Raw genomic sequence first — 21881 nt, forward strand, 5'->3', positions numbered from 1 at the left:
GTACTTGCGAATATATTGACGCACAATCTACAAGTCAATATATTGTTCCCGACCCGTTCCACAGGCACCCGCCATGCACGAAGCCCTGACCCTCGAAAGCATGCACAGCTCCGCCGAGCGTGCCTGCGCGCTGATGAAGGCGCTCTCCAACCCCGACCGCCTGATGGTGTTGTGTCGGCTGTCGCAGGGCGAACTCAGTGTCGGCGAGATCGAAGCCGTGCTCGGCATCCGCCAGCCCACGCTGTCGCAACAGCTCACCGTGCTGCGCGAACAGGGGCTGGTTGCCACCCGCCGCGAAGGCAAGAACATCTATTACAGCGTCGCCAGCGACGAGGCGATGGCCGTCATCCGCGTGTTGTACGAACAGTTCTGCAGCAAGGAGGCGTAATCATGACTATCGACTGGGCCAGTTTCACCCCGTGGTCTTCCCTTGCCGGCGGTGTGCTGATCGGCGTGGCCGCGGCGCTGTTCGTACTGCTCAACGGCCGCATCCTGGGCATCAGCGGCATCCTCGGAGGGCTGTTTCAGCCACGAACGGGTGACGCCAGCTGGCGCGTCGCCTTCCTGCTCGGCCTGTTTGCCGCGCCCTTCGCCTACGCCCTGCTCGCGCCGGCCGACTTTATCCATGCTCCCACCATCGACGCCGGCTGGGGCCTGCTCGTGCTCGCCGGCTTGCTGGTCGGCATCGGCACGCGCTACGGCTCGGGCTGCACCAGCGGCCACGGTGTGTGCGGGCTGTCGCGGCTGTCGCCGCGCTCGGTGGTCGCCACGCTGGGCTTCATGGGCGCGGGCTTCGCGGTCGTGTTCGTCGTTCGCCACATCTTCGCCTGAGGGGCCGACCATGCACAGATTCACCGAATTCCTCGTCGGCCTGATCTTCGGCCTCGGCCTGATCCTGTCGGGCATGACCGACCCCGCCAAGGTGCTGGGCTTCCTCGACCTGTTCGGCACGTGGGACCCGTCGCTGGCCCTGGTCATGGGCGGTGCCATTGCGGTCGGGCTGTTCGCCTTCGCGATCGCCAAGAAGCGCACGAAGAGCTTCCTCGGCAACGCCATGCAATTGCCCAAGGCCACGCAGATCGACAAGCGTCTGGTCGTCGGCGCGCTGATCTTCGGGGCGGGCTGGGGTCTGGCCGGCTTCTGCCCCGGCCCGGCGCTGGTCACCATGGCTTCAGGCGAAGTGAAGGCGCTGGCCTTCGTCGCCGCCATGCTCGCCGGCATGGGCATTTACACCCTGCTCGAAAAGCGCGCCTGACATGCGCTGGCTGCCGCGCCTCACCATACTCGACTGGGGGCGCGGCTACAGCCGCCAGACCCTACTCGGCGACGGCATGGCGGCCGTCATCGTCACCATCATGCTGATCCCGCAGAGCCTGGCCTACGCCATGCTCGCGGGCCTGCCGCCCGAAGTCGGCCTGTATGCCAGCGTCGCACCGCTGGTGGCCTATGCGCTGTTCGGCACCAGCCGCGTACTGGCCGTCGGCCCGGTGGCCGTGGTGTCGCTGATGACGGCCACCACCATCGGCAGCTTCGCCGCCGCCGGCTCGGAAGCCTACTGGGCGGCCGCCATCACGCTGGCCTTTCTTTCCGGCCTGATGCTGCTCGCCATGGGCCTGCTGCGGCTGGGCTTTCTCGCCAGCTTTCTGAGCCATCCGGTAATCGCCGGCTTCATTTCGGCCTCCGGCCTGCTGATCGCTGCCGGCCAGCTCAAGGTCGTGCTCGGCATCCCGGCAAACGGCCACACCTTCATCGAGCTTGTGCCCGCCCTGCTCGTGCAGCTCGGCCACACCCACTGGCTGACCGCCGCAGTCGGCCTCACCACGCTGGCCTTTCTGTTCTGGGCGCGCAGCCGGCTCAAGCCGCTTTTACTGCGCATCAAGCTGCCGCCGCGGCTGGCCGACCTCGTCGCCCGCGCCGCACCCGTGTTCGCCATTGCCGCTACCACCCTGCTCACCTGGCAACTCGGCTGGAATGAAGCCGGCGTGAGAATTGTCGGCAACGTGCCGCAAGGTCTGCCGCCGCTCACGCTGCCGCTATGGGACTTCGCGCTGTGGCAGCAGCTTGCCGTGCCGGCGCTGTTGATCAGCGTGGTCGGCTTCGTCGAGTCCGTATCGGTCGGGCAAACATTGGCCGCCAAACGCCGCCAGCGCATCGAGCCCGATCAGGAACTGGTCGCGCTCGGCGCCGGCAACCTGTCGGCGGCGCTCACCGGCGGCTATCCCGTCACCGGTGGCTTCGCACGCTCGGTAGTCAATTTCGACGCCGGCGCGCAAACGCCCGCCGCCGGCATGTTCACCGCTGTCGGCATCCTGCTCGCCGCGCTGCTGCTCACCCCCGCGCTGTACTACCTGCCGCAGGCCACGCTGGCCGCCACCATCATCGTTGCCGTGCTGGCGCTGGTGGATTTCGGAGTGCTGCGACGCACCTGGGCCTACTCCAAGCCAGACTTCATCGCCGCGCTCGCCACCTTGCTCACCACGCTGACGCTGGGCGTAGAGACCGGCCTCATCGTCGGCGTGGCCGTGTCTCTCGCGCTGTTCCTGTTCCGCACCAGCCGCCCGCACATCGCCGAAGTCGGCCTCGTCCCCGGCACCGAACACTTCCGCAACATCCACCGCCACAAGGTGCTAACCACGCCCGAAGTGCTCAGCCTGCGCGTGGATGAAAGCCTCTACTTCGCCAACGCCCGGGCCCTGGAAGACCGCATCAACGCCGCCGTCGCCGCCAACCCCAGGCTGCACCATGTCGTGCTGCAGTGCTCGGCCATCAACGACATCGACGCCAGCGCCCTGGAAAGCCTCGAAGCCATCAACCGCCGCCTGCGCGACGCCGGCATCCGCCTGCACCTCTCCGAGATCAAGGGCCCGGTCATGGACCACCTGCAGCGCAGCGACTTCCTCGAACAGCTCTCGGGCAAGGTCTTCCTCACGCACTACCAGGCAATCCAGGAACTGGCGCCGGAGTTAAGTGCTACGCCAGCGGAGGTCCATTAAGCCCAATTTTCCCTTTTTACCCATTTAGGACTAAAATCCGCTCTATCACCCCACGACCGGAGACCCGCATGTCCAACGCTGCTCTGCTCGACCCGCTCACCGCCCTGCCCCACGCTGCCGCATCCGACGTCAAGAAGCTCGGCTGGCGCGGCGTCATGAAAACCGTGCGCAGCAGCGGCAGCGTGGTCGTCACCAACCACAGCGAGCCCGAGGCCGTCATCCTCTCGACCGAGGAATACACCCGCCTCGTGCAACTCGCCGAGCAAGCCGCCCCGCGCGCCGAAGACGCGCTGACGGCCCTGCGTGCCGACTTCGACCGTCGCCTCGCCACACTCAACGCCCCTGACGCCGCCGACCACCTGCGCAAGGTCATGCGCCGCGGCGCCAAGCTTGAAGGCAAGGTCAAGGCCGGCACCGGCCACTGATGCGCGTACACCTGTCATTGCGAGCGCAGCGAATCAATCCCGCTGCTGGATTGCCGCGTCGCTGCACTCCTCGCAATGACATCCCCCGCCTGACACTTCACCACTCATGCCCCGCCCCATCCTCTACGTGCTGGCCGGCGTGAACGGCGCCGGCAAAAGCTCCATCGGCGGCCACCTGCTGCGCGAAGCCGGCCTCAGCTGGTTCAACCCCGACACCTTCGCCCGCGAACTCATCGCCACCACCGGCTGCGGCCAGACCACCGCCAACAGCCAGGCCTGGCACGAAGGCATGCGCCGCCTCGACGCCGCTCTCTCCAACGGTCAGAACTACGCTTTCGAAACCACGCTTGGCGGCGACACCGTCGCGCAGAAAATTCTCGACGCCGCCCGCAGCCACGACGTGCTGATGTGGTTCTGCGGCCTCGACTCCCCCGAACACCACATCGCCCGCGTACGCGCCCGCGTCACCTCCGGCGGCCACGACATCCCCGAAGCCAAAGTCCGCGAACGCTACCCCCGCGCCCAACTCAACCTCATCGCCCTGATGCCGCACCTGGCACACCTGCAGGTGTGGGATAACAGCGCCGATGCCCCGCAGGGGAAGGCGGTGGCTGATCCGGTGTTGGTGCTGGAAATGGCAAAGGGCCGGCTCTTATGGCCGGCCCCGCATGATTCGAGACAACTATCGAGCACCCCGGTTTGGGCCAGAGCGCTTACTGAAGCAGCAATTGCCCTCAACAGTTCGCTTAAAGCGTCAGGCACGTCAACTTAGCAAGGGCTCAATCGCGCTCCAGTTACGGTCCTTGAGCATGACGAAACGGCAACGCCCGCCCGAAAGCTCCGCCCACAAACCACCGATCAGACGATCGTCCTCAGCCGCAGTCCAGCGGTCCGCGCCCTTGTATTCGACGGCGAGCGCCGCGCCGGGCCGGCCGTCGCGCTCAGGCAGCTGGCACAGGAAGTCAGGGTAAAAGCGCCCGTCGGCCTTCTGCAGAAAGAAGGAGCAGCCTTCGCGGCGGACGAGGTTGCGCACCCAGAAGCGAATGCGGCCCTTCTGGGCAAGCATGTCGAGCTGGCAAGCGCATTCAAACTCTTCCTTGCTGTCGAAGTCGCCGATACGGCCATAGAAGTGACTGCGGAAGTCGAAATGGCCGAAACGCCCGTCGTAGTCGCGCGCGGGCGCATAGGCTTGAGAGTGAAACTCGAATGGCCATGCATCCGTCACCGTGACGCGCTCGGTCGCCCCATCACCAAACAAGGTTTGCTGCCAAGCCTTACTCACGGCCGCTTTGCGCAATTCGCGGATGCGACGCTCCACAACACCACGCAGCATGAACTTCTGCTGATTCAAGCGTGCCAGCGAAAAACCGTCTGTGCCGAGCAATTTGCGCAGCCATTCCGCCACGAAGGCTTGCTTGGCCGCATGCGTCAGCGACGGTTCCGGCAGATTGCGGCACAGCCAGGCTGCCAGCCGAATGTCATCCCAATGTTCGGGGCGATAGGCCAACCCCAGGTCACGCTGCAGTTCCGGCAGGAAGCGAGTAACTACCCGCCCCGCGTCGTCGATGTCGATTTCCCCGCCTTCGGAGACCTTCATTCCCTCGTTCAGCGCGGCAAGCTGCTCCAACGTTGGCACCGCATCGTAGGGCGACAAATCCCACGGGTATTCAAGCACCTCGGGGTCGTCGAACAACTGCAATTCGCCCTGCATGCGCAAGGCCAGCTGGGGCACGCAAAAACGCTCCCCAAGCTCAGCTGGGGTCTGGAAGAACTCGACTGCGCGGGTGCGACTCACCTCGGCCGCTTCCTCGATGGCGGCTACCGCCGACGCCTCGCTCACGGACGCCTTCAGCGCCTCGGTTTCGTCCTCGGTCAGCGGCGCGCGGATGGTCAGCGTATTCAGCTTGCTGTCCCACTCCACTTTGTCGCGCACCGGCTTGGGTACGCCCTTGAGCATCGGCTTTTCACTCAGCGTAATCGCCACCGGATGCACCACAACACGGCCCGCATATCCTTCCAGATCAAAGCGCGCTTGCTGCGGCAGGGCTGCCTTCACAAATTCGGAGACCTCGCGGCGCTCAAAGCCGGCGCCTGCGACCAAGCGGTCGCGCAACGCGGCGGCCGTCTGCGCAAAATCGCGCGACACCACAAAGGCATAAGACTGGTTCAACTCCCGCGCAACACGCTGACTGGCGCCGGGCTGACGCAGTACCCGCCCCAGCAACTGTTCCACCGCCGTAGCCGACTGCAGTGACGCCATGCTCACGAGAATGTAGGCAAACGGGCAGTCCCAGCCCTCGGCCAGCGCACGCTGGGTGATGACGAATTTCACCGGGCAGGCCGGATCGGCAATCCCAAGGCGGTAGTCGGCCTCGATCTGCTCCAGGCCGCGCTCGTCGCCGGTGGCAATCACCACCTCGTCGGGCTGCACACCGTGATTGGCCAGCAGTTCCGCACGCACCCGCTCGAAATCCAGCGTCTCCACCCCGGCCCTGCGCGGCTCGGACTGGATCAGCACAACCGGCCTCAGATACGGCGCACCAGCGCGCTCCTCGGTCGCAGCAAGCTGCTGCAATTCGTTGCGTCGCGCAATGGCGTCGGCCAGACATTGCTGCCAATTCGGCTCGGTTTCCAGCACCACCGGCAGCTTGATCATTTCCTCCGCCTTCAATTCGGAGGCGGACACGCTGTGCAGCACGTTGCTGGGCGTACGCTCCAGATCCGGCGTGGCGGTCAGTTCCATGATGCCGCTGGGACGGAAACGCTCCAGCATGCCAAACGCCAGTTCGGTGCGACTGTTGTGTGCCTCGTCCACAATCACGAAGGGCCGGCGCAGCCGCAGCACGTTGACCAGCGAATACGGCGTCGTGCGCTCGGCACCCTCACCCTCGCTCAGCAAGGTGTCACGCTGCTCCGGCGTCAGATTGTCGAAGTGATGCTGCAGCGCACCGCTGGACTGATACACCTTGCGGCACTCCTCCTCTTCCACCTGAAATGCCTGGCGGGTGGCCACAATCACCGTGGTCGAGGTATCCAGCGTAGCGCGCGTCAGGCTCTTGGCCTCATCCAGGTCCAGCACCGTCACCGGCCCGGCCTCGCGCAAGGCCGTGTGGTAGGGATGGCGCAAATCGCGCAGGGCACGCAGCGTTTGTTCACGGATCGACTTGCTCGGCACCAGCCACAGAATCACCGAATGCTCGACCCGCAACAGGTGCGTATTCACCGACTGCACGCTCTTGGCCGCCAGCCAGGTCTTCCCGCCACCGGTGGGTACACGCAGGCAGAAATACGGCATTTCGGACGGGAATCCCGTCAGCGGGGTGTACGCCAACAGCCGCCCCCACAGACTCTCGGTCGTCACAGCAAATGCCACCGAAGCACTCGGATGTTCGTGGCAGGCCTTGAAATAGGCCTCGACGCTTTCGAGTACCTGTTGCTGGTAATTCTTGGGAGTGAATGCGCTCATTTGCTCTTGCGTTCGATCCAGTATTCCGGCGCCCGGTGCTGATGGGCTACGGCAATCACGTAGATGCATTCGGCTTCCACCGAATACAGCAGCTTGTAAGGGAAGCGACTCAACACCATGCGGCGGATTGCACCGCGCTCCACAGGTGGCGCCAGCGGCCAGGTCTGCATGCGCTGCAGGGCCGCTCTCACCTCGTCGCGAAAGCGCGCACCCAGCCCCGGCACTTGCCGCTCGTAGTAACTCCGGGCATCGACAAACTCATCGCGTGCCTCGGGCGAGAAAACGACGCGCATCAATCCTTGCCGAGCACGTCTTCTGCGGGAATGCCTCGCACCTCGCCGCGACGGAAGGCGGCCAAGCGGCGCTCGGCCTCCTCGATCCACTGCGCATCAATGGTCGGGTCGGGCTTGTCCAGGCTGTGCAGGATTTCATCCGCCAGCGCAAAGCGCTGCGTGGGGTCCAGCTTCAGCACCGACTTCAGCAAATCGTGCGTACTCATAGTTACCTCCAGTCAAACCTCACTGTTGCGAGGCCGAGTGTAGCGCTGCAACGGGTCACCGCCGAATGGCGAACCGAGTCCGATGCGTATCAAACATCCAGCGCATACGGCGTCTGCTTGAACGTCACACCCTCGCGCGCTGCACGCCCGCCCATGCGGTTGGCCGCGGCATAAATCACCTTTGGGCCAGCAAACTTCGGCAGCACGTCGAACACCGGCCCGGTCAGCACGTTGCCGCCGCCGATGGAGCGGTCTTTCAGGATGCCGTTGTACAGCAGATAGATCGCCCGCCCTTCATGCACGCCCAGAAGCGGCCCGTCCATCGCGCCCGTATAGCCGGTGCCGGTCTCCGCAAACCATACGAATTCGGCCAACTGCGCATAGCCCACGTCCGGGCGAATCTGCCCGTCGGGTGAAAACAGCGGCTCGGCGGACAGGCGGCAGAACTGAAAGCCGCCGCCGAGACCCGGCACGGCGTCGCCCTTGGCGTTGGTGTAGCCCCCGGCCACGCGGCGCACGCGTTCGGCAGTAACCTTGCGGGCAATCCCGTCGTCCATCTCGACCAGGATGAAACGGCGGTTGCCGCCGTCTTCGGCGTTTTGCTTTAACACGGCGTGGGCGGTGGTGCCGGAGCCAGAGAAACTATCAAGAATCAATTCGCCCGGCTTCGTTGCGATCTGGATGACCCGCTGAATCAGCCGCGTCGGCTTCGGAGTATCAAAGGCTGTTTGGGTACCGAACAGCCCTTGCACCTCTTTGCGCGCTTCATCCGTATGTCCAACCTCCTCGTGAGGCCACCAAGTCCATGGGATAAAACCCTCGACTTCAGACAAATACCGAATAATTCGAGGAACCCCACTGCCGTCCTTGCCGAAATAAATCCGCCCATCGTTCTTGAGCTTTAAATACTCACTTTCAATCGTCGACCAGCAACGCCCTTCAGGCGGACGATGCACCTTCCCATTTGGGGCTACAACCTCATACATCTGATTGGGCCGATATCCTTGAGCAGTCATCGAGATCGACTGCCATCGACCTTTAGGATCATTATTCGGATTCTTATAAACGGCAGCTTGCTTCTCATCGATCGGGATACGGTTTCGCACTTCCTGGAAACGCTCTGGACTACGGGCGTACACCATTAGATATTCATGTACGTCCCCAATAGCGCCACGGTTCTCGCGTGAATAGCGCTTCTGCCAAACGTTGCACGCAACAAAGCTGCTTGCCCCAAATACCTCATCCATTAGCAACCGCAATGTCGCCACTTCGTTGTCATCAATCGATACGAAGATCGCTCCGTCCTCGCGCAAGAACTGCTTCAGCAGCACCAGTCGCGGATACATCATGCACAACCAGCGGTCGTGCCGGTCCAGCGTCTCGCCTTCCTTGCCGACTGTCTCGCCCAGCCATTTGCGGATTTCGGGGCTGTTGACGTTGTCGTTGTAGGCCCAGCCTTCGTTGCCGGTGTTGTACGGGGGATCAATGTAGATGCATTTGACCTGCCCGGCGTAGCGCGGCAGCAAGGCCTTGAGGGCGTGCAGGTTGTCGCCCTGCACGATCAGATTGGCGCTGTCGGCCGCGTCGCATGACAACTCTGGCACGGGCTCAAGGAGGCGAAACGGGACTTGCTTGTGATGACGGACGACGGCTTCCTTGCCGATCCAGTTGAGCGTGGGCATGCCTTATTCCGTATGAGTGCTGCGTTGTTGCGAACCGCGCAATCGTATAGCGCCGTGAGGCCTCGGACCAGTGTCTAGCGGCGCATGATTCGCCACGTGCGGCTCAGCAGATGAACCATGGACAAACGGAGGCAACACCGCTTCCAGTTGACTCAGTCCAGCCAATTCTCGGCCTTCAAACCGGGATACCGGGCAAAGTCCCGCAGATTGTTGGTGACCAGCGTCACACCCAGCGCAACGGCGTGAGCCGCAATCAGCTTGTCGAGGTGATCCTTCTTGCTCTCACGGGTAGCAAAGCGGATGGGGCCATAGGCTTGGGCGGCCGAGGCGTCGAACGGCATAGCCGGGATATCCTCGACGAGCGCGGCGAGGTTCTTGCCCTCACGTTCGGGATTGGCAGCAGCCATCACGCCGTAGCTCAGTTCAGCGTGGGTGATGGCCGACATGACCACATCGCCCACATAGCACTGGGCAAACCTGCGCGCGACCGACTCGGGCTGGTTCTTCATCAGGTAGATGCACATGTTGGTGTCGAGCATGTAGCGCGCCATCAAAGGGCCTCCCGCTCTTCCTGCTCATGGTCGTCACGCCCCTCGCTCATGAACTCCGGCGAAAAACGCGCGAATTTGCGCAGCACCCCCCCCAGCGAGCGGCGTGCCGGGCGGATGCGAATCTCGTCGCCAACGCGCTCGATCTCCAGCTCAAGATCAGTGCGCTCAAAGGCCAGATCAGCCGGGATACGAACGGCCTGCGAGTTGCCGTTCTTGAATACGCGAGTAGTTTGCACGGGGACCTCCGATACGGGTGCCTGATGGATGCACCATACCGGCCCGCAACGGAGAAGTAAATACATGGATGTACATTCGATTCACGCATACGCCGCATGCTAATGTGCAGCCTGATTTATGACGGATACTTGATCACATGACGGACGCCAGCAACAGCAAGACTCCGACCGCAGCCCAAGCCACAACTTCAACGGACGTGACGAGGCAGTTGTGGGATTGGGCGAAGTACCTTGCCGCCCTGACCACTGTCGGCGGAGTGCTCCTCTATCTGCTGGGAATCTCGGCTCACCGGATGTATCTGCGTAGCTGGGGCGTTGATCACGGGCTCTTCGACAAGTCTTCGGACTGGCTGCTGTACACCGGTTATCACGTGCTGATTGACCGAATGGCCAGTCTGTTCAATGTGATCACCACCGAGGTCTGGATCATCGTCGCCCTGATATTGCCGCTCGGAGCGTTATTGGGCATCTTGAAGCGCATGTATGTATGGCAACCGTCCAACCATGTACTGCGGGACAAAATTCCGGGGTGGTCGCGGGAGCTGATTGAATGGGTTCTGCTGACGCTAATAGGATTCTTGACCCTCTTTCTCGCCCTGTCTCTCGCCATCGTGCTAGGCGCTTTTCCCAGCTTACTTGGCCAGGAGTACGGGAAGAACCTCGCGGAGAAGCAATACAGCGCCGCGCATCACGGTTGCCCAGCAGGGCAAGCCACCACCCTACCCTGCGTATCGTTATTGCGTGACGACCAGATCATCGCCCACGGCTTTTTGATCGAGAGTTCGAACACGCATGTCGCCATCTATGACGTCGATCAGCAGCGAGCCCGCGCGTTGGAGCGACAAGGCACCGAACTCAGAAGCGTGCCTCGGTTGGCGTCCAGGCCGCCAGCCGAGGCCGACTAAAGCGACACAAAGCAAAAAGCCCGACCTCTTCAGGCCGGGCTTTTTATTTGGAATCTGCGGTGGACCGAATGAGGATCGAACTCACGCCCTCCGCGTTGCGAACGCGGGGCTCTCCCTTCTGCGCCCCACAGTGGCGCAACATCTGGCGGTGACGCTGCGCCAATCCGCCATACGCCACCGTGCAACCGCCCGCACATTCAATCTTGCGGCGGGTGAACGTAAAAAAGCCCGGTTACCCGGGCTTTTTCTGCAACCTGCTACGAGCTAGGCTCAGGCGGGCTGGATGTTTGCTGCTTGCTTGCCTTTCGGGCCATTCACGATGTCGAAAGACACAGCTTGATTTTCTGCAAGGCTCTTGAAGCCGCCGCCCTGGATCGCGGAGAAGTGAGCGAAAAGGTCGTCACCGCCGTCAGACGGGGTAATGAAGCCGAAACCTTTTGCGTCGTTAAACCACTTTACGGTACCTGTTGCCATGATTGCTTCCTTGCAATGATTGGTGATGGGCGAAATGCCCGCTGACGAGGATCAAGGCGAGAAGCTGACTAACAAGTTACCGTTTTAAGGGCTGCTGTGCTGCTGCTACTGACGTTCTTCATACACCCGCTGGACGCAGTATCCGGGGATGAGCGGGCAATAGCAAGAAGCATCTGAAATTAAATGAAAAACGCTGACTGAATCTAGCCGCTTGAATGGCACCGAAAGCTTGCTCTGAGCAAACGTACGCTTTACGACTTCCAAAGCGTGTTTACGCAAAAAGCCCGACCTCTTCAGGTCGGGCTTTTTGCTTATTTTTGGTGGACCGAATGAGGATCGAACTCACGACCTCCGCATTGCGAACGCGGCGCTCTCCCAGCTGAGCTATCGGCCCACGAAGCGCGGATTATAGACACGGCTTGGGCCTTTGGGAAGGCTGGGCCGGGGGTTTGACGCAGTCAGCACGACGGCAACGCGGGCAAGGCGGGAACGTGGATTGCTCTGCCTAACTAGAACGTAACGGCGCGTTAGATGTAGCCAAAGGCTCATGCGCTTGCCGTATTTTGGATTGTGTCTGGGCCTCCAGGAGCATGGCTGTCGATGCCACGCACGCTGCCATCGCCCTCCAGGCACCTCACTCGTGAATTGATCGCACAAGGAGACGAGCATGGACAAGGACCGCATCAAGGGCGCTACCAAGGAAACCACAGGCGCCATCAAGCAAGCCGTCGGCAAGCTCACGGGCGACCGCGACGCCGAGCTGAAGGGCGCGCTGGAAAAAGCGGTGGGCAGGGCCCAGCGCAATGTCGGCAAGACCAAGGACAGCATGCGCGACGCGCTGCACAAGGTCAGCTAAGGCGTTCGGCCAGATCTGCGCACTTCTGGCGCGCCCCAACCATTCACTGAAGCGCACTTTCCACGCAGGCCCTCGCGGCCTTCGTTTACGGCAACAACGGCTCTGCGGCATGTGCCGTAGGCCCAAACACCGAAGAGGAAACGTCATGCAATACATCCTGCTCTGGCTGCTGGGGATTCCCATTCCGATCCTCATCCTGCTTGCCATCCTGCTCTGAAGCCGGCCTTCGGGCTGAAAAGTGGCTCACCACAAACACGAGGAACCCGACATGCAGACTACCCAATCCGCTCCCGTTCACGCGGGCCCAATGACGGGCACGCCCAGCGAACGCTCTGTTGTTTCATGGGGTGCCGTTCTCGCCGGCGCCGTAATTGCAGCCGCACTGTCGGCGATGCTCATTGCCGGGGCCGCCGGGCTCGGCTTCATGTCCATATCGCCGTGGCAGAACGAAGGCGTCTCCGCCACCACGCTGACGGTCGGCACCATTGTCTGGCTGTTGCTGACGCACGTCATTGCCTATGGCATTGCCGGTTACGTTACTGGCCGGCTGCGCACGCGCTGGACCGACAGCGCGGTGGACGAGATCTACTTCCGCGACACGGCTCACGGCTTTCTCGTGTGGGCGGTGAGCGTGGTCATCACGCTTGCCGTAATGGGCTCGGCCCTTACCGCGCTCGTCTCGGGCACCGCCAAGACCGGCGCGGCCCTCGCGGGCGGCGCGGTGAGTGCCGTCGCCTCGGGAGGGGCGCCGGAAGATCTGTCGATGGACTATTTCACCGACACGCTGCTGCGCGCGGAACAGCCGTCCGGCACGGAACGCAATGCCGATACGCGCCAGGAAGTCAGCACGATTCTGCTACGCAGCCTGATGCAGGGCGAGATGGCGCCGGCCGACGAGACGTATCTGATCCGGCTGGTGGCCGACCAGGCAGACGTGGATGAGGCCACCGCCCGTCAGCGTCTGGAGCAACTGTGGACGCGCGCCCAGGAGGCCGAGCGTGAAGCCCGGGCAGCAGCAGACGAGGCCCGCAAGGCCGCTGCGGCGTTCTCGCTGTGGGGCTTCATCGCGCTGCTGCTGGGGGCGTTCATCGCGAGCTTTTCCGCAACCATTGGCGGCCGCGCTCGCGACCGCTGAACGCAGCAAAAGGAGGCGTGGGCACCTTCGCCCGACCAAGGGCGGAGGGCGCGGCCCTCACGATGCTGAAGCCACAAGCAAACAGGCCGGCCACCTTGAGGTGACCGGCCTGTTTTGCGTTGTGTGGTGTTGCTACTCTCAGCCTTCGCCCGAACCCGTTTGGGCACGCCCGAGACGATCGGCCACGGCTTGCCATTCCGGCGTGGCCGGCAGCGCCTCGACCAGCATCAGATCCATCCCGAGTGCGTCGAGCTGGCGCAGGCTGGCGTAGAGATCATGAGCGTAAGCCGCCGGATCAGCCGGCGCTGCTTGCCAGTGCGCGCTTGATCCGCACTTCGGTTGCCTTGCCAGCACCGCTACGCGCTGGCCGGCGTGCGCCTGCAGCGTGGCGGCCAGCTGATCGCCGGGCACCAGCAACAAGGGCGTGCGCGGCGCGTAATGCGCGGCCAGCGCGCCGGAAACTCGCGGGGTGTCGCCCTGCTCTTCCTCGCGCATACGCGGGCGGCGGCCGATGACGGCGGCGATGGCATCTGCCGAGATAGCGCCAGGGCGCAGCAGCACGGGCGCGTCGCGCGAGAGATCCAGGATGGTGGATTCGATGCCGACTTCGCAGGCGCCACCGTCGAGCACAACCGGCACCTTGTCGCCCAGCTCTTCGACCACGTGCTGCGCAGTCGTGGGGCTGATGCGGCCGAAGCGGTTGGCGCTGGGGGCAGCGATGCCGGAATCGAAAGCCTTGAGCAGTGCCAGCGCAACCGGGTGGCCGGGCACGCGCAGGCCGACGGTGTCTTGCCCGCCGGTGACTTCATCGGGCACGTCGGCGGCGCGACGCAGGATCAGCGTGAGCGGGCCGGGCCAGAAGGCGGCGGCCAAGGCGATGGCGTCTTTCGGGATGGCGCTGGCCCACTGCGGCAAGTGCTCGGCCGAGGGCAGATGCACGATCAGCGGGTGATCGGCCGGACGGCCCTTGGCGACGAAGATGCCGCGCACGGCGTCCGGATTGAGCGCGTCGGCGGCCAGGCCGTAGACGGTTTCGGTGGGCATGCCGACGAGGCCGCCGGCGCGCAGCACATTGGCTGCGCGGGCGATGTTCTCGGGCGTAGCCGCGAAAACGGTCATTCGTCGGAGATGCCGATGGCGGCGCGGGCGCGCATGGCGCGTTCGAGCACCTCGGCGAGGTCGGTGCCGACCACGGTGAAGTGGCCCATCTTGCGGCCTTGACGCGCCTGGTGCTTGCCGTACAGATGCACGCTCAGGCCCGGCTCACGGTGCAATACGGCCCAATCGGGCTCACGGTAATGCTCGCCGTCAAACCACAGGTCACCAAGCAGATTGACCATGACCGCCGCGGAGTGCTGACGCGGCTCGCCCAGCGGCAGGCCGGTGAGAGCCCTCACCTGCTGCTGATACTGGCTGGTGACGCAGACGTCGATGGTGTGGTGGCCGCTGTTGTGCGGGCGCGGCGCCATTTCATTCACTACCAGCTTGCCGCCGGTGACGAAGAACTCGACGCCCAGCGTGCCGATGTAGCCGAGCTTTTCGGCAATGGTCGCGGCGGCCTGCTGCGCCTGCGCGGTAAGCGCGGCATCGACGCGCGCGGGGGCGATGGTGACGTCGAGGATGCCGTTGCGGTGGCGGTTCTCGGAGGTCGGGAAGCAGGCGACGTTGCCGGCCTCGTCGCGCGCGAGCACGACGGACACTTCGCAGTCGAGCGGCAACATCTTCTCGAGCACGCAGTCGTCACCGAACTGCTGGTAGGCGTGCAGCGCCTCGGCGTGGCTGGTGACGCGGGCCTGGCCCTTGCCGTCGTAGCCGAAGCGGGCAATCTTGAGGATGGCCGGGAACAGCTCGGCGGGCGCGTTGCGCACGTCGTCGTCGCTGCGGATCACCGCGAAGGGGCCGTGCGCAATGCCGTTGTCGGCGAGGAAGGTCTTTTCGCGGATGCGGTTCTGGCACACCGCCACGGCGGAGGCCTTGGGGTGCACCGGCACGCTGCGCGCGAGGTACTCCAGCGTGGTGGCCGGCACGTTCTCGAATTCGGTGGTGACGGCGGCGCATTCGCCGGCGAGGCGGTCGAGCGCGGCGAAATCTTCATACGCGGCGACCAGATGCTGATCGGCGATGCGGCCGGCCGGGCTGTGCGGATCGGGGTCGAGCACCCACACTTTGAAACCCATTTCGTGCGCGGCGGTAACGAAGAAGCGGCCGAGCTGGCCGCCTCCGAGCATGCCGAGGGTGGCGGGCGGCAGGATCATTGCGGCTCCAGCTTCATGGCCAGCACGCTCTGCGTCTGGCGCTCGCGAAAATCGGCGAGCTTTTGCGCCAGCGTGGCGTCTTCATTGGCCAGCAGCGACACCGCAAACAGCCCGGCATTGGCCGCGCCGGCTTCACCGATGGCAAAGGTCGCGACCGGAATGCCCTTGGGCATCTGCACGATGGACAGCAGCGAATCCTGACCCGACAGCGCCTTGCTCTGCACCGGCACGCCCAGCACCGGCAGCGTGGTCTTGGCGGCCACCATGCCCGGCAGGTGGGCCGCACCGCCGGCGCCGGCGATGATGGCCTTGAGGCCACGCTCGCGGGCGGACTCGGCGTATTCGAACATCAGATCGGGGGTGCGGTGGGCCGAGACCACGCGGGCCTCATACGGCACGCCGAAGTCATCGAGCATCTTCGCGGCGGCCTGCATGGTGGGCCAGTCGGAATTCGAGCCCATGATGATGCCGATGACGGGCTTGCTTTCGCTCATGTTCATCCTTTTGCGCGCACCGCGCGCTCGGCTGACTCGAGGGTGTTCTCGAGCAGCATGGTGATGGTCATCGGGCCGACGCCGCCGGGCACCGGCGTGACCAGCGCGGCCACTTCGGAAACCGATGCGAAATCGACGTCGCCGCACAGCTTGCCGGCCTCGGGGCCGGATTCGATACGGTTGATGCCCACGTCGATGACGACCGCGCCCGGCTTGAGCATGTCGCCGGTGACAAAACGCGGCTTGCCGATGGCGGCCACGACGATGTCGGCGCGGCGCGTGTGGAAGGCCAGATCACGCGTCTTCGAGTGGCACACCGTGACGGTGGCGCCGGCATTGGTGAGCAGCATGGCCATGGGCTTGCCGACGATGTTGGAGCGGCCGATGACCACGGCTTCGGCGCCCTGCAGGTTCACGCCTTCAGCCTCGAACATCTTCATGACGCCATGCGGCGTGCACGGGATGAAGGCTTCGCGGCCCTGCGAGAGCAGGCCGACGTTCTCGGCGTGGAAGCCGTCGACGTCCTTCTCCAGCGCAATGGCTTCGAGCACCGCCTGGTCGTCGAAGTGCGGCGGCAGCGGCAGCTGCACGAGGATGCCGTGCACCGACGGGTCGGCGTTGAGTTCGGCAATGCGCGCGAAAACCTCAGCCGGCGCCACATCGGCGGCGTAGTCGAACTTGAGCGAACGGATGCCGGCCGAGGCGCAGGCTGCGACCTTGTTGCGCACGTACACGGCCGACGCGGGGTTGCCGCCGACCAGGATTACCGCCAGACAAGGTTCAACGCCGTGTGCCTTGAGTGCCGTGGCACGGGCGGCGATTTCGCCACGTACACGGTCGGCCAGCGCCTTGCCGTCGAGAGTGCGAGCCGTCATGGTCTCGGGGCTCCGAAAAAGGGCGTGATTTTACAGGAGCATCAGCGGCTTGTGCGAACGCGTCGGCAGGCCGCCGCCGGCCTCACAGACGCGGGCACTTGAGGCCGACCTGATCGACGTCGCCACGCTCATCGGTGTGGCGCACGGTCAGCTCGAAGGCGCCGATGCGCACGCGGTCGCCTTCGACCGGATGACGGCCCAGTCGGCGGGTGATCAGCAGACGCAGCGAAATGCCCTCCTCGCCCGACGCCAGCTGCAAGCCATAGGCCATGGCCAGATCGCCGGCCAGGCAATCGGCGGCGACCGTGAACTCGCCGAAGAAGGCGGCGTTGACGGCGAGTTCGTCGTCGCGACCGGCCTTGAAGGCCTTGGCCAGACGCTCGGCCATGGCCTCGGGCGCGATCAGCCAGACCGAATCTCCTTCGCTCAGGCGCGTGTCAGCGTCGAGCGCTATCAGCTTGCCGTCGCGCAGCACGGCGGCGCAGCGCACCTCCTCGCCGGCTTCGGCGCGCACCAGATCATCGGGCTGCATGCCAAAGGCGCGCGATTTGCGGCCAACCTCGTACTCGGTCAGCTCCAAAGCGGCACGCTCACCGACCCACACCTCGATGCGGTCAACCGGCTCGTCGCGCGGCGGCACCACCACGCCCAGCACCTTCGCCGCGCCGGGCACGGTTGCGCCCTGCACCAGCAGCGACACCAGCACAACGGCAAAGGCCACGTCAAAGAGGAGGCCGGAATGCGGCACTTCCATGATCAGCGGGTAGATGGCCAGCACGATGGGCACGGCGCCACGCAAACCCACCCACGAGATGTACGTCAGCTCGCGCGAGGAAAAGCGGAACGGAAACAGACACGTGAACACCGCCAGCGGCCGCGCGACGAACATCAGGAAAGCGGCCATCGCCATCGCCAGCGGCGCATGCTCGACCAGATGCGATGGCGTCACCAGCAAACCCAGTGTCAGGAACATGCCGGCTTGTGCCAGCCAGGCCAGGCCGTCCATCACGCGCAGCACGTGTTCGGTGGCGTGCGAGCGCCGGTTGCCGACGATCAGCCCGGCCAGATAGATGGCCAGGAAGCCGCTGCCGCCAATGCTGTTGGTCGCGCCGAACACCATCAGGCCGCCCGACAGGATGAGCAGTGCATACAGGCCCTCTGCAAGCCGCAGCTTTGCCAGCAGACGCGACAGGAACCAGCCGCCGATGCCGCCCGCCACCAGCCCCAGCACGAACTGCTGCAGCAGCATGGTGATGATGGTTACCGGGCCGGTGTCGCCGGGCATCATCACGGCCTGCACCAGCACCGCGACAAGCAGGATGGCCATCGGATCGTTGGCGCCGGATTCGATTTCCAGCGTGGCCTTGACGCGGTCGTTCAACCGCACGCCGCTGTTGCGCAGCAAAGAGAACACCGCGGCGGCGTCGGTGGAGCCGACGATGGCCGCCAACAGCAGGCCGACCCGCCAATCCACCTCGAACAGCCAGATGGCGAACGCACCCAGCAACAACACCGTGGCCACCACACCCCAGGTGGCCAACACCGCAGCCGGCGCGAAAGCCACGCGGAACGAGGCCAGACGCGTGCGCAGGCCACCGTCGAGCAGGATGATGGCCAGCGCGAGCTGACCGATGAGCATGGCCGTGCCGAAGTCGTTGAACTGGATGCCGCCAACGCCCTCCTCGCCCGCCAGCATGCCGACGACGAGGAACAGCAGCAGCAGTGGCAGACCAAGCCGCGCCGAGAGTGTGCTGGCCAGCACGCTGACAAACAGCAGCAGCGCGAGCAGCAGCAGGATGGTGTTGATGTATTCCATTCGGGCGGGGAGAAGAGGCGTGGCTACCCGCCGAAGATAGCAGAAAAGCCCTCCAGAGGCGGCGCCTGGCGGCGCGGCTCAGACGCGCCCGACAGCAGGATCGACCGTGAGCACGTGCTGGACGAGTTCGGCCAGCGAGCGCACGCCCATCTTCTCCATGACGCGGGCGCGGTGCACCTCGACGGTCTTGATGCTGATGCCGAGCACATCGGCGATCTGCTTGTTGAGCTTGCCGGCGAGGATCTGCTGCAGCACTTCGTACTCGCGCTGTGTGAGGTCGGCCAGACGGCGCGACACATCGGCCTTGAGCACGCGTTGCTGACGTTCGTCGCGCTCGCGCGCCAGCGCCGACTCGATGACTGCCAGCACTTCACGGTCGCCGAAGGGCTTTTCGATGAAGTCGTAGGCGCCGCGCTTGAGGGCTTCGACGGCCATCGGCACGTCACCGTGGCCGGTGATGAAGATCACCGGCAGGCCGGTGTCGCGCGCCCGCAGCAAGCCGAACAGTTCCAGCCCGCTGATGCCGGGCATGCGCACGTCGAGCAGCACGCAGCCGGCCATGTCGTCACTGAGCATGGCCAGAAAATCTTCGCCCGAGGCAAAGCTGCGCGTGTGATAGCCGTTTGATTCGAGCAGCCACGCAAGGGAATCGCGCAGGGCCTCATCGTCATCGACGATGTGGATGACCTGTTCGGGCGACTCAGGCGACTTGTTCACGCGCAGCTCCGGTGGGCAGTACGAAGCTGAATACGGTACCACCTCCCGGATTGTCGGCAACCTCGAGATGGCCGTCGTGGAATTCGACGATGGAGCGGCAGATGTTCAGCCCCATGCCCATGCCCTCGGGCTTGGTGGTGTGGAACGGCATGAAGAGCTGCTCGCGCTCGGCCACGGCGATGCCCGGGCCGCGATCGGAAACGGAAATCTCGACGGCTTCGCTGCTCACTGACCGCGCACGCACGACCACCACGCGCCGGCCGGCCGGCATGCCGGCGGCCGCTTCGAGCGCATTGCGCACGAGGTTGATGACGACCTGCTCGATCATGATGCTGTCGGCAAACACCGGGCGCAGATCCGGCTCGATCTGCAGCACGATGCGCCCGCCGCTGCGCCGTGCGTCGATCTCGGCAAAGCCGATGGCGTCTTCGAGCGTGTCGGCGACGCTGATGGCGGCGCGCCGCGGCTCGCTCTTGCGCACGAAATCGCGCACGCGGCCGATGATCTTGGCCGCACGCTCGGCCTGCATGCTGGCCTTGGTCATGGCCGCCAGCAATTCCTCGCGGCGGTAGTTGTCGGCTTCGAGCCGCGTCACGCAGCCCATGCAGTAGTTGGCGATGGCGGCCAGCGGCTGGTTGAGTTCGTGCGCCAGCGTCGAGGCCATCTCGCCCATGGTGATCAGGCGGGCGGTGTGCTGCAGGCGCTCTTCCTGCGTACGCGCCATGTCCTCGGCGGCGCGACGATCGGTGATGTCGGTGGCGATGCCCATGCGCACGACGCGCCCGTCCACCCAGCGCGAAGCGTGCTCGCGTAGGTGATACCAACGCCCGGACAAGCGGTGCTGCACCTCGCCGTCGAACAGCTCGCGCGGCAAGGTCGCCGGGTCGAGCCGGCTGGCGTCGGCCTTGTAGGCCTCACTGTCGGGCTGCGGCGCCGAAACGCCAGCGATCGTCCGGCCGACCACGTCGTAACCGTGCATGGTCTTGAACACACGGTTGGCATACAGAATGGTGTCGTCGCGGGCGTCGGCCACAAACACGGCGGCGTCGAGACCGTCGAGCACCGCCTCGAAGCGCTTCTGCGAGGCTTCGAGCGCAGCGCGCACGCGCTTGGGCTCGGTGATGTCGGCCACCGAGGCCATCCAGCCGGTCTGGTGGCCGTGTACGTCAATCAGCGGCGACAGATAGAAGCGCACATCCAGCCGCTCACCGCTGCGCCGCTGGATCGACATCTCGAAACCGCTGGTCGTGGCGCGCCCGGCCGAAGACATTTCCAGCTCGCGCCGGCAGTCGTCGTGGGCATCATCCGGCCAGTACGGGAACGGCGGCATCGCGCCGAGCAGGATTTCCTCGTCGAAACCGACCAGGCGGCAAAACGCAGGGTTCACGTAAATGATGCGGCCCGACAGATCGATGGCGCGCAGGCCGGTGATCACCGACTCTTCCATGGCCTTGCGGAAGGCCGATTCCTCACGCAAAGCGTCTTCGGTGGCACGACGGCGCGCCATGTGCTCGCGCAGCAGCCAGAAACTCCAAAGGATGATCAGCGACAGGCCGGCGATGACGATCAGGAAGATCGCGTAAGGCGCAGCGTCGGCCACCTTGAAGGCCACCGCGCGCAGCACCAGGCCGGCGCCCGGCAGGTCGAGCGGCACCTCGAAGGCAATGCGCTCATCAAGCGGCAAGGAGCCGCTGTTGACCGCCACCGACTGCCCGCGCGCATCGACCAGACTGATCTGGTAGCGCTCGGCGAACCAGTCCGGCACCAGCTCAGCCACCATGCGTTCGGCCGAAAACACGCCGACGATGGTGCCGACAAAGACCTCGCCCGCGCGCGCCGGCACGTGCACCTGAACGATGGTGCTGCCCGAGCTGGTGGTGCGCGGCACGCCGTAGCTGATCACGCCCAGATCCTCGGCGCGCCGGAACGGCGTCATCTGATCGGACTCAAGCAGTTCGGACAAGCGCAGACTGGCCGTCGATACCGGCGCGGCCCAACGCACCCGGCCGTCCTCACCGACCCAGGCGACTTCGACAAGCTGGCCGTGCACCGCGATATGCCGGGTCACACGCTGATCGAAAGCCTCGCCGTCGAGCTCGCCAGTTGCCAGATCATTGGCCAACTGCAGCAGAAAGGTCTCGGCGCTTTGCTTGTGCAGCCGGATGGTCTTCTCGGCCCACTGCACATCGCGCACGACCATGCCACGCAGCGCATCGGCTTCGCGCTGCTGCAGCGACCAGACGATGGCGCTGGCCGTCACCACCAGCAGGGCGATGGCGACGTAGGGCGCAGTCCAGTACCAGCGCTGGGAGGAACTGGAGCCGAGGTTCGGCAAGTTGGGCATCAATCGGCCAGAAGCATTGTCGGAGCCTCAGTGTGGCAGTTGCGCGGCTTGGACGGAATCGGGTTTTTCCCCTACGCTTGCAAGGCCTCGCGCGCAATGCTGCGGCGCACGATTGCGCCTTACGAAACATCGTTTTATATTACGAAATACAAGAAGGG

The 21881-nt window shown here is 64.5% G+C and carries 23 protein-coding genes and 2 tRNA genes; 9 read left to right on the forward strand and 16 right to left on the reverse strand.

All coding sequences use genetic code 11. The annotated features are described in order from the left end of the window. Window positions 1-73: 73 nt before the first annotated feature. The 6 genes from AC6H0N_RS10410 (at window position 74) to AC6H0N_RS10435 (ending at window position 4190) form a co-directional block, all read left to right on the forward strand. Window positions 74-388 (forward strand): ArsR/SmtB family transcription factor, encoded by a 315-nt coding sequence (locus AC6H0N_RS10410; RefSeq protein WP_497574046.1) that lies wholly within the window; start codon window positions 74-76, stop codon window positions 386-388. 2 nt (window positions 389-390) lie between these two features. After that, window positions 391-831 carry a YeeE/YedE family protein gene (locus tag AC6H0N_RS10415; RefSeq protein WP_497574047.1) on the forward strand — a complete coding sequence of 147 codons (441 nt, stop codon included), beginning with the start codon at window positions 391-393 and terminating at the stop codon, window positions 829-831. A gap of 10 nt (window positions 832-841) precedes the next feature. Further along, entirely contained in the window at window positions 842-1255 is a 414-nt protein-coding gene (locus AC6H0N_RS10420) for a DUF6691 family protein (protein ID WP_497574048.1), read from the forward strand. 1 nt (window position 1256) lies between these two features. Then, on the forward strand, window positions 1257-2993 hold the full coding sequence (locus AC6H0N_RS10425; RefSeq protein WP_497574049.1) for a SulP family inorganic anion transporter: 1737 nt from the start codon (window positions 1257-1259) through the stop codon (window positions 2991-2993). A 68-nt stretch (window positions 2994-3061) separates the two neighbouring features. Further along, window positions 3062-3418: a type II toxin-antitoxin system prevent-host-death family antitoxin gene (locus AC6H0N_RS10430; RefSeq protein WP_497574050.1), complete on the forward strand. Its 357-nt coding sequence runs from the start codon at window positions 3062-3064 to the stop codon at window positions 3416-3418. Between the two features lie 106 nt (window positions 3419-3524). Then, window positions 3525-4190 (forward strand): ATPase, encoded by a 666-nt coding sequence (locus tag AC6H0N_RS10435; RefSeq protein WP_497574051.1) that lies wholly within the window; start codon window positions 3525-3527, stop codon window positions 4188-4190. On the opposite strand, the gene AC6H0N_RS10440 is transcribed toward AC6H0N_RS10435, so the two are convergent. The 6 genes from AC6H0N_RS10440 to vapB form a co-directional block, all read right to left on the reverse strand. After that, window positions 4182-6884 carry a DEAD/DEAH box helicase gene (locus AC6H0N_RS10440; protein WP_497574052.1) on the reverse strand — a complete coding sequence of 901 codons (2703 nt, stop codon included), beginning with the start codon at window positions 6882-6884 and terminating at the stop codon, window positions 4182-4184. The two genes, AC6H0N_RS10435 and AC6H0N_RS10440, sit on opposite strands and share 9 nt — an antisense overlap. Next, window positions 6881-7177: a type II toxin-antitoxin system RelE/ParE family toxin gene (locus AC6H0N_RS10445; protein WP_497574053.1), complete on the reverse strand. Its 297-nt coding sequence runs from the start codon at window positions 7175-7177 to the stop codon at window positions 6881-6883. The genes AC6H0N_RS10440 and AC6H0N_RS10445 overlap by 4 nt, the downstream gene beginning before the upstream one ends. Continuing rightward, the gene (locus AC6H0N_RS10450; protein WP_497574054.1) at window positions 7177-7383 is read right to left on the reverse strand and encodes an addiction module protein; all 207 of its coding nucleotides are present in this window, start codon (window positions 7381-7383) and stop codon (window positions 7177-7179) included. The genes AC6H0N_RS10445 and AC6H0N_RS10450 overlap by 1 nt, the downstream gene beginning before the upstream one ends. A gap of 89 nt (window positions 7384-7472) precedes the next feature. Beyond that, entirely contained in the window at window positions 7473-9065 is a 1593-nt protein-coding gene (locus AC6H0N_RS10455; RefSeq protein WP_497574055.1) for a site-specific DNA-methyltransferase, read from the reverse strand. 152 nt (window positions 9066-9217) lie between these two features. Continuing rightward, window positions 9218-9616, reverse strand: coding sequence for a type II toxin-antitoxin system VapC family toxin (locus AC6H0N_RS10460; RefSeq protein WP_497574056.1), 399 nt, complete (start codon window positions 9614-9616; stop codon window positions 9218-9220). After that, on the reverse strand, window positions 9616-9852 hold the full coding sequence (gene vapB, locus AC6H0N_RS10465) for a type II toxin-antitoxin system VapB family antitoxin (RefSeq protein ID WP_497574057.1): 237 nt from the start codon (window positions 9850-9852) through the stop codon (window positions 9616-9618). Before vapB ends, AC6H0N_RS10460 begins: the two co-directional genes overlap by 1 nt. Before the next feature lie 137 nt (window positions 9853-9989). On the opposite strand from vapB, the gene AC6H0N_RS10470 reads away from it, so the two are divergent. Beyond that, a complete protein-coding gene (locus AC6H0N_RS10470) occupies window positions 9990-10757 on the forward strand; it encodes a hypothetical protein (protein WP_497574058.1) in 768 nt (255 codons plus the stop codon). A gap of 60 nt (window positions 10758-10817) precedes the next feature. Here the strand turns inward: AC6H0N_RS10470 and AC6H0N_RS10475 are convergent. The 3 genes from AC6H0N_RS10475 to AC6H0N_RS10485 all read right to left on the reverse strand — a co-directional run bounded on the left by AC6H0N_RS10475 (window position 10818) and on the right by AC6H0N_RS10485 (window position 11625). After that, a tRNA-Ala gene (locus AC6H0N_RS10475) sits at window positions 10818-10884 on the reverse strand. 143 nt (window positions 10885-11027) lie between these two features. Then, a complete protein-coding gene (locus AC6H0N_RS10480; RefSeq protein WP_497574059.1) occupies window positions 11028-11231 on the reverse strand; it encodes a cold-shock protein in 204 nt (67 codons plus the stop codon). Window positions 11232-11549: 318 nt separating this feature from the next. Continuing rightward, window positions 11550-11625: transfer RNA gene (locus AC6H0N_RS10485), tRNA-Ala, on the reverse strand. 273 nt (window positions 11626-11898) lie between these two features. Here AC6H0N_RS10485 and AC6H0N_RS10490 point away from each other — a divergent pair. Both AC6H0N_RS10490 and AC6H0N_RS10495 read left to right on the forward strand, forming a co-directional pair. Further along, on the forward strand, window positions 11899-12087 hold the full coding sequence (locus AC6H0N_RS10490; protein ID WP_497574060.1) for a CsbD family protein: 189 nt from the start codon (window positions 11899-11901) through the stop codon (window positions 12085-12087). A gap of 307 nt (window positions 12088-12394) precedes the next feature. Beyond that, complete coding sequence (locus AC6H0N_RS10495; protein WP_497574061.1) at window positions 12395-13222, forward strand: hypothetical protein; 828 nt, start codon at window positions 12395-12397, stop codon at window positions 13220-13222. 138 nt (window positions 13223-13360) lie between these two features. Here AC6H0N_RS10495 and AC6H0N_RS10500 read toward each other — a convergent pair whose 3' ends face one another. The 7 genes from AC6H0N_RS10500 to AC6H0N_RS10530 form a co-directional block, all read right to left on the reverse strand. Beyond that, window positions 13361-14341 (reverse strand): L-threonylcarbamoyladenylate synthase, encoded by a 981-nt coding sequence (locus AC6H0N_RS10500; RefSeq protein WP_497574062.1) that lies wholly within the window; start codon window positions 14339-14341, stop codon window positions 13361-13363. Beyond that, window positions 14338-15477, reverse strand: a complete 1140-nt coding sequence (locus AC6H0N_RS10505; protein ID WP_497574063.1) for a 5-(carboxyamino)imidazole ribonucleotide synthase — start codon at window positions 15475-15477, stop codon at window positions 14338-14340. The genes AC6H0N_RS10500 and AC6H0N_RS10505 overlap by 4 nt, the downstream gene beginning before the upstream one ends. After that, window positions 15474-15971 carry a 5-(carboxyamino)imidazole ribonucleotide mutase gene (gene purE / locus AC6H0N_RS10510; RefSeq protein ID WP_497574064.1) on the reverse strand — a complete coding sequence of 166 codons (498 nt, stop codon included), beginning with the start codon at window positions 15969-15971 and terminating at the stop codon, window positions 15474-15476. Before purE ends, AC6H0N_RS10505 begins: the two co-directional genes overlap by 4 nt. 2 nt (window positions 15972-15973) lie before the next feature. Then, window positions 15974-16846: a bifunctional methylenetetrahydrofolate dehydrogenase/methenyltetrahydrofolate cyclohydrolase FolD gene (gene folD, locus AC6H0N_RS10515; RefSeq protein WP_497574065.1), complete on the reverse strand. Its 873-nt coding sequence runs from the start codon at window positions 16844-16846 to the stop codon at window positions 15974-15976. An 82-nt stretch (window positions 16847-16928) separates the two neighbouring features. Then, the gene (locus tag AC6H0N_RS10520; protein ID WP_497574066.1) at window positions 16929-18662 is read right to left on the reverse strand and encodes a potassium/proton antiporter; all 1734 of its coding nucleotides are present in this window, start codon (window positions 18660-18662) and stop codon (window positions 16929-16931) included. Between the two features lie 78 nt (window positions 18663-18740). After that, entirely contained in the window at window positions 18741-19379 is a 639-nt protein-coding gene (locus AC6H0N_RS10525) for a response regulator transcription factor (RefSeq protein ID WP_497574067.1), read from the reverse strand. Then, window positions 19363-21723 (reverse strand): PAS domain-containing sensor histidine kinase, encoded by a 2361-nt coding sequence (locus AC6H0N_RS10530; protein ID WP_497574068.1) that lies wholly within the window; start codon window positions 21721-21723, stop codon window positions 19363-19365. Before AC6H0N_RS10530 ends, AC6H0N_RS10525 begins: the two co-directional genes overlap by 17 nt. Between the last annotated feature and the right edge of the window lie 158 nt (window positions 21724-21881).

It is taken from the genome of Pseudazoarcus sp. NS34 (genome assembly GCF_059703725.1).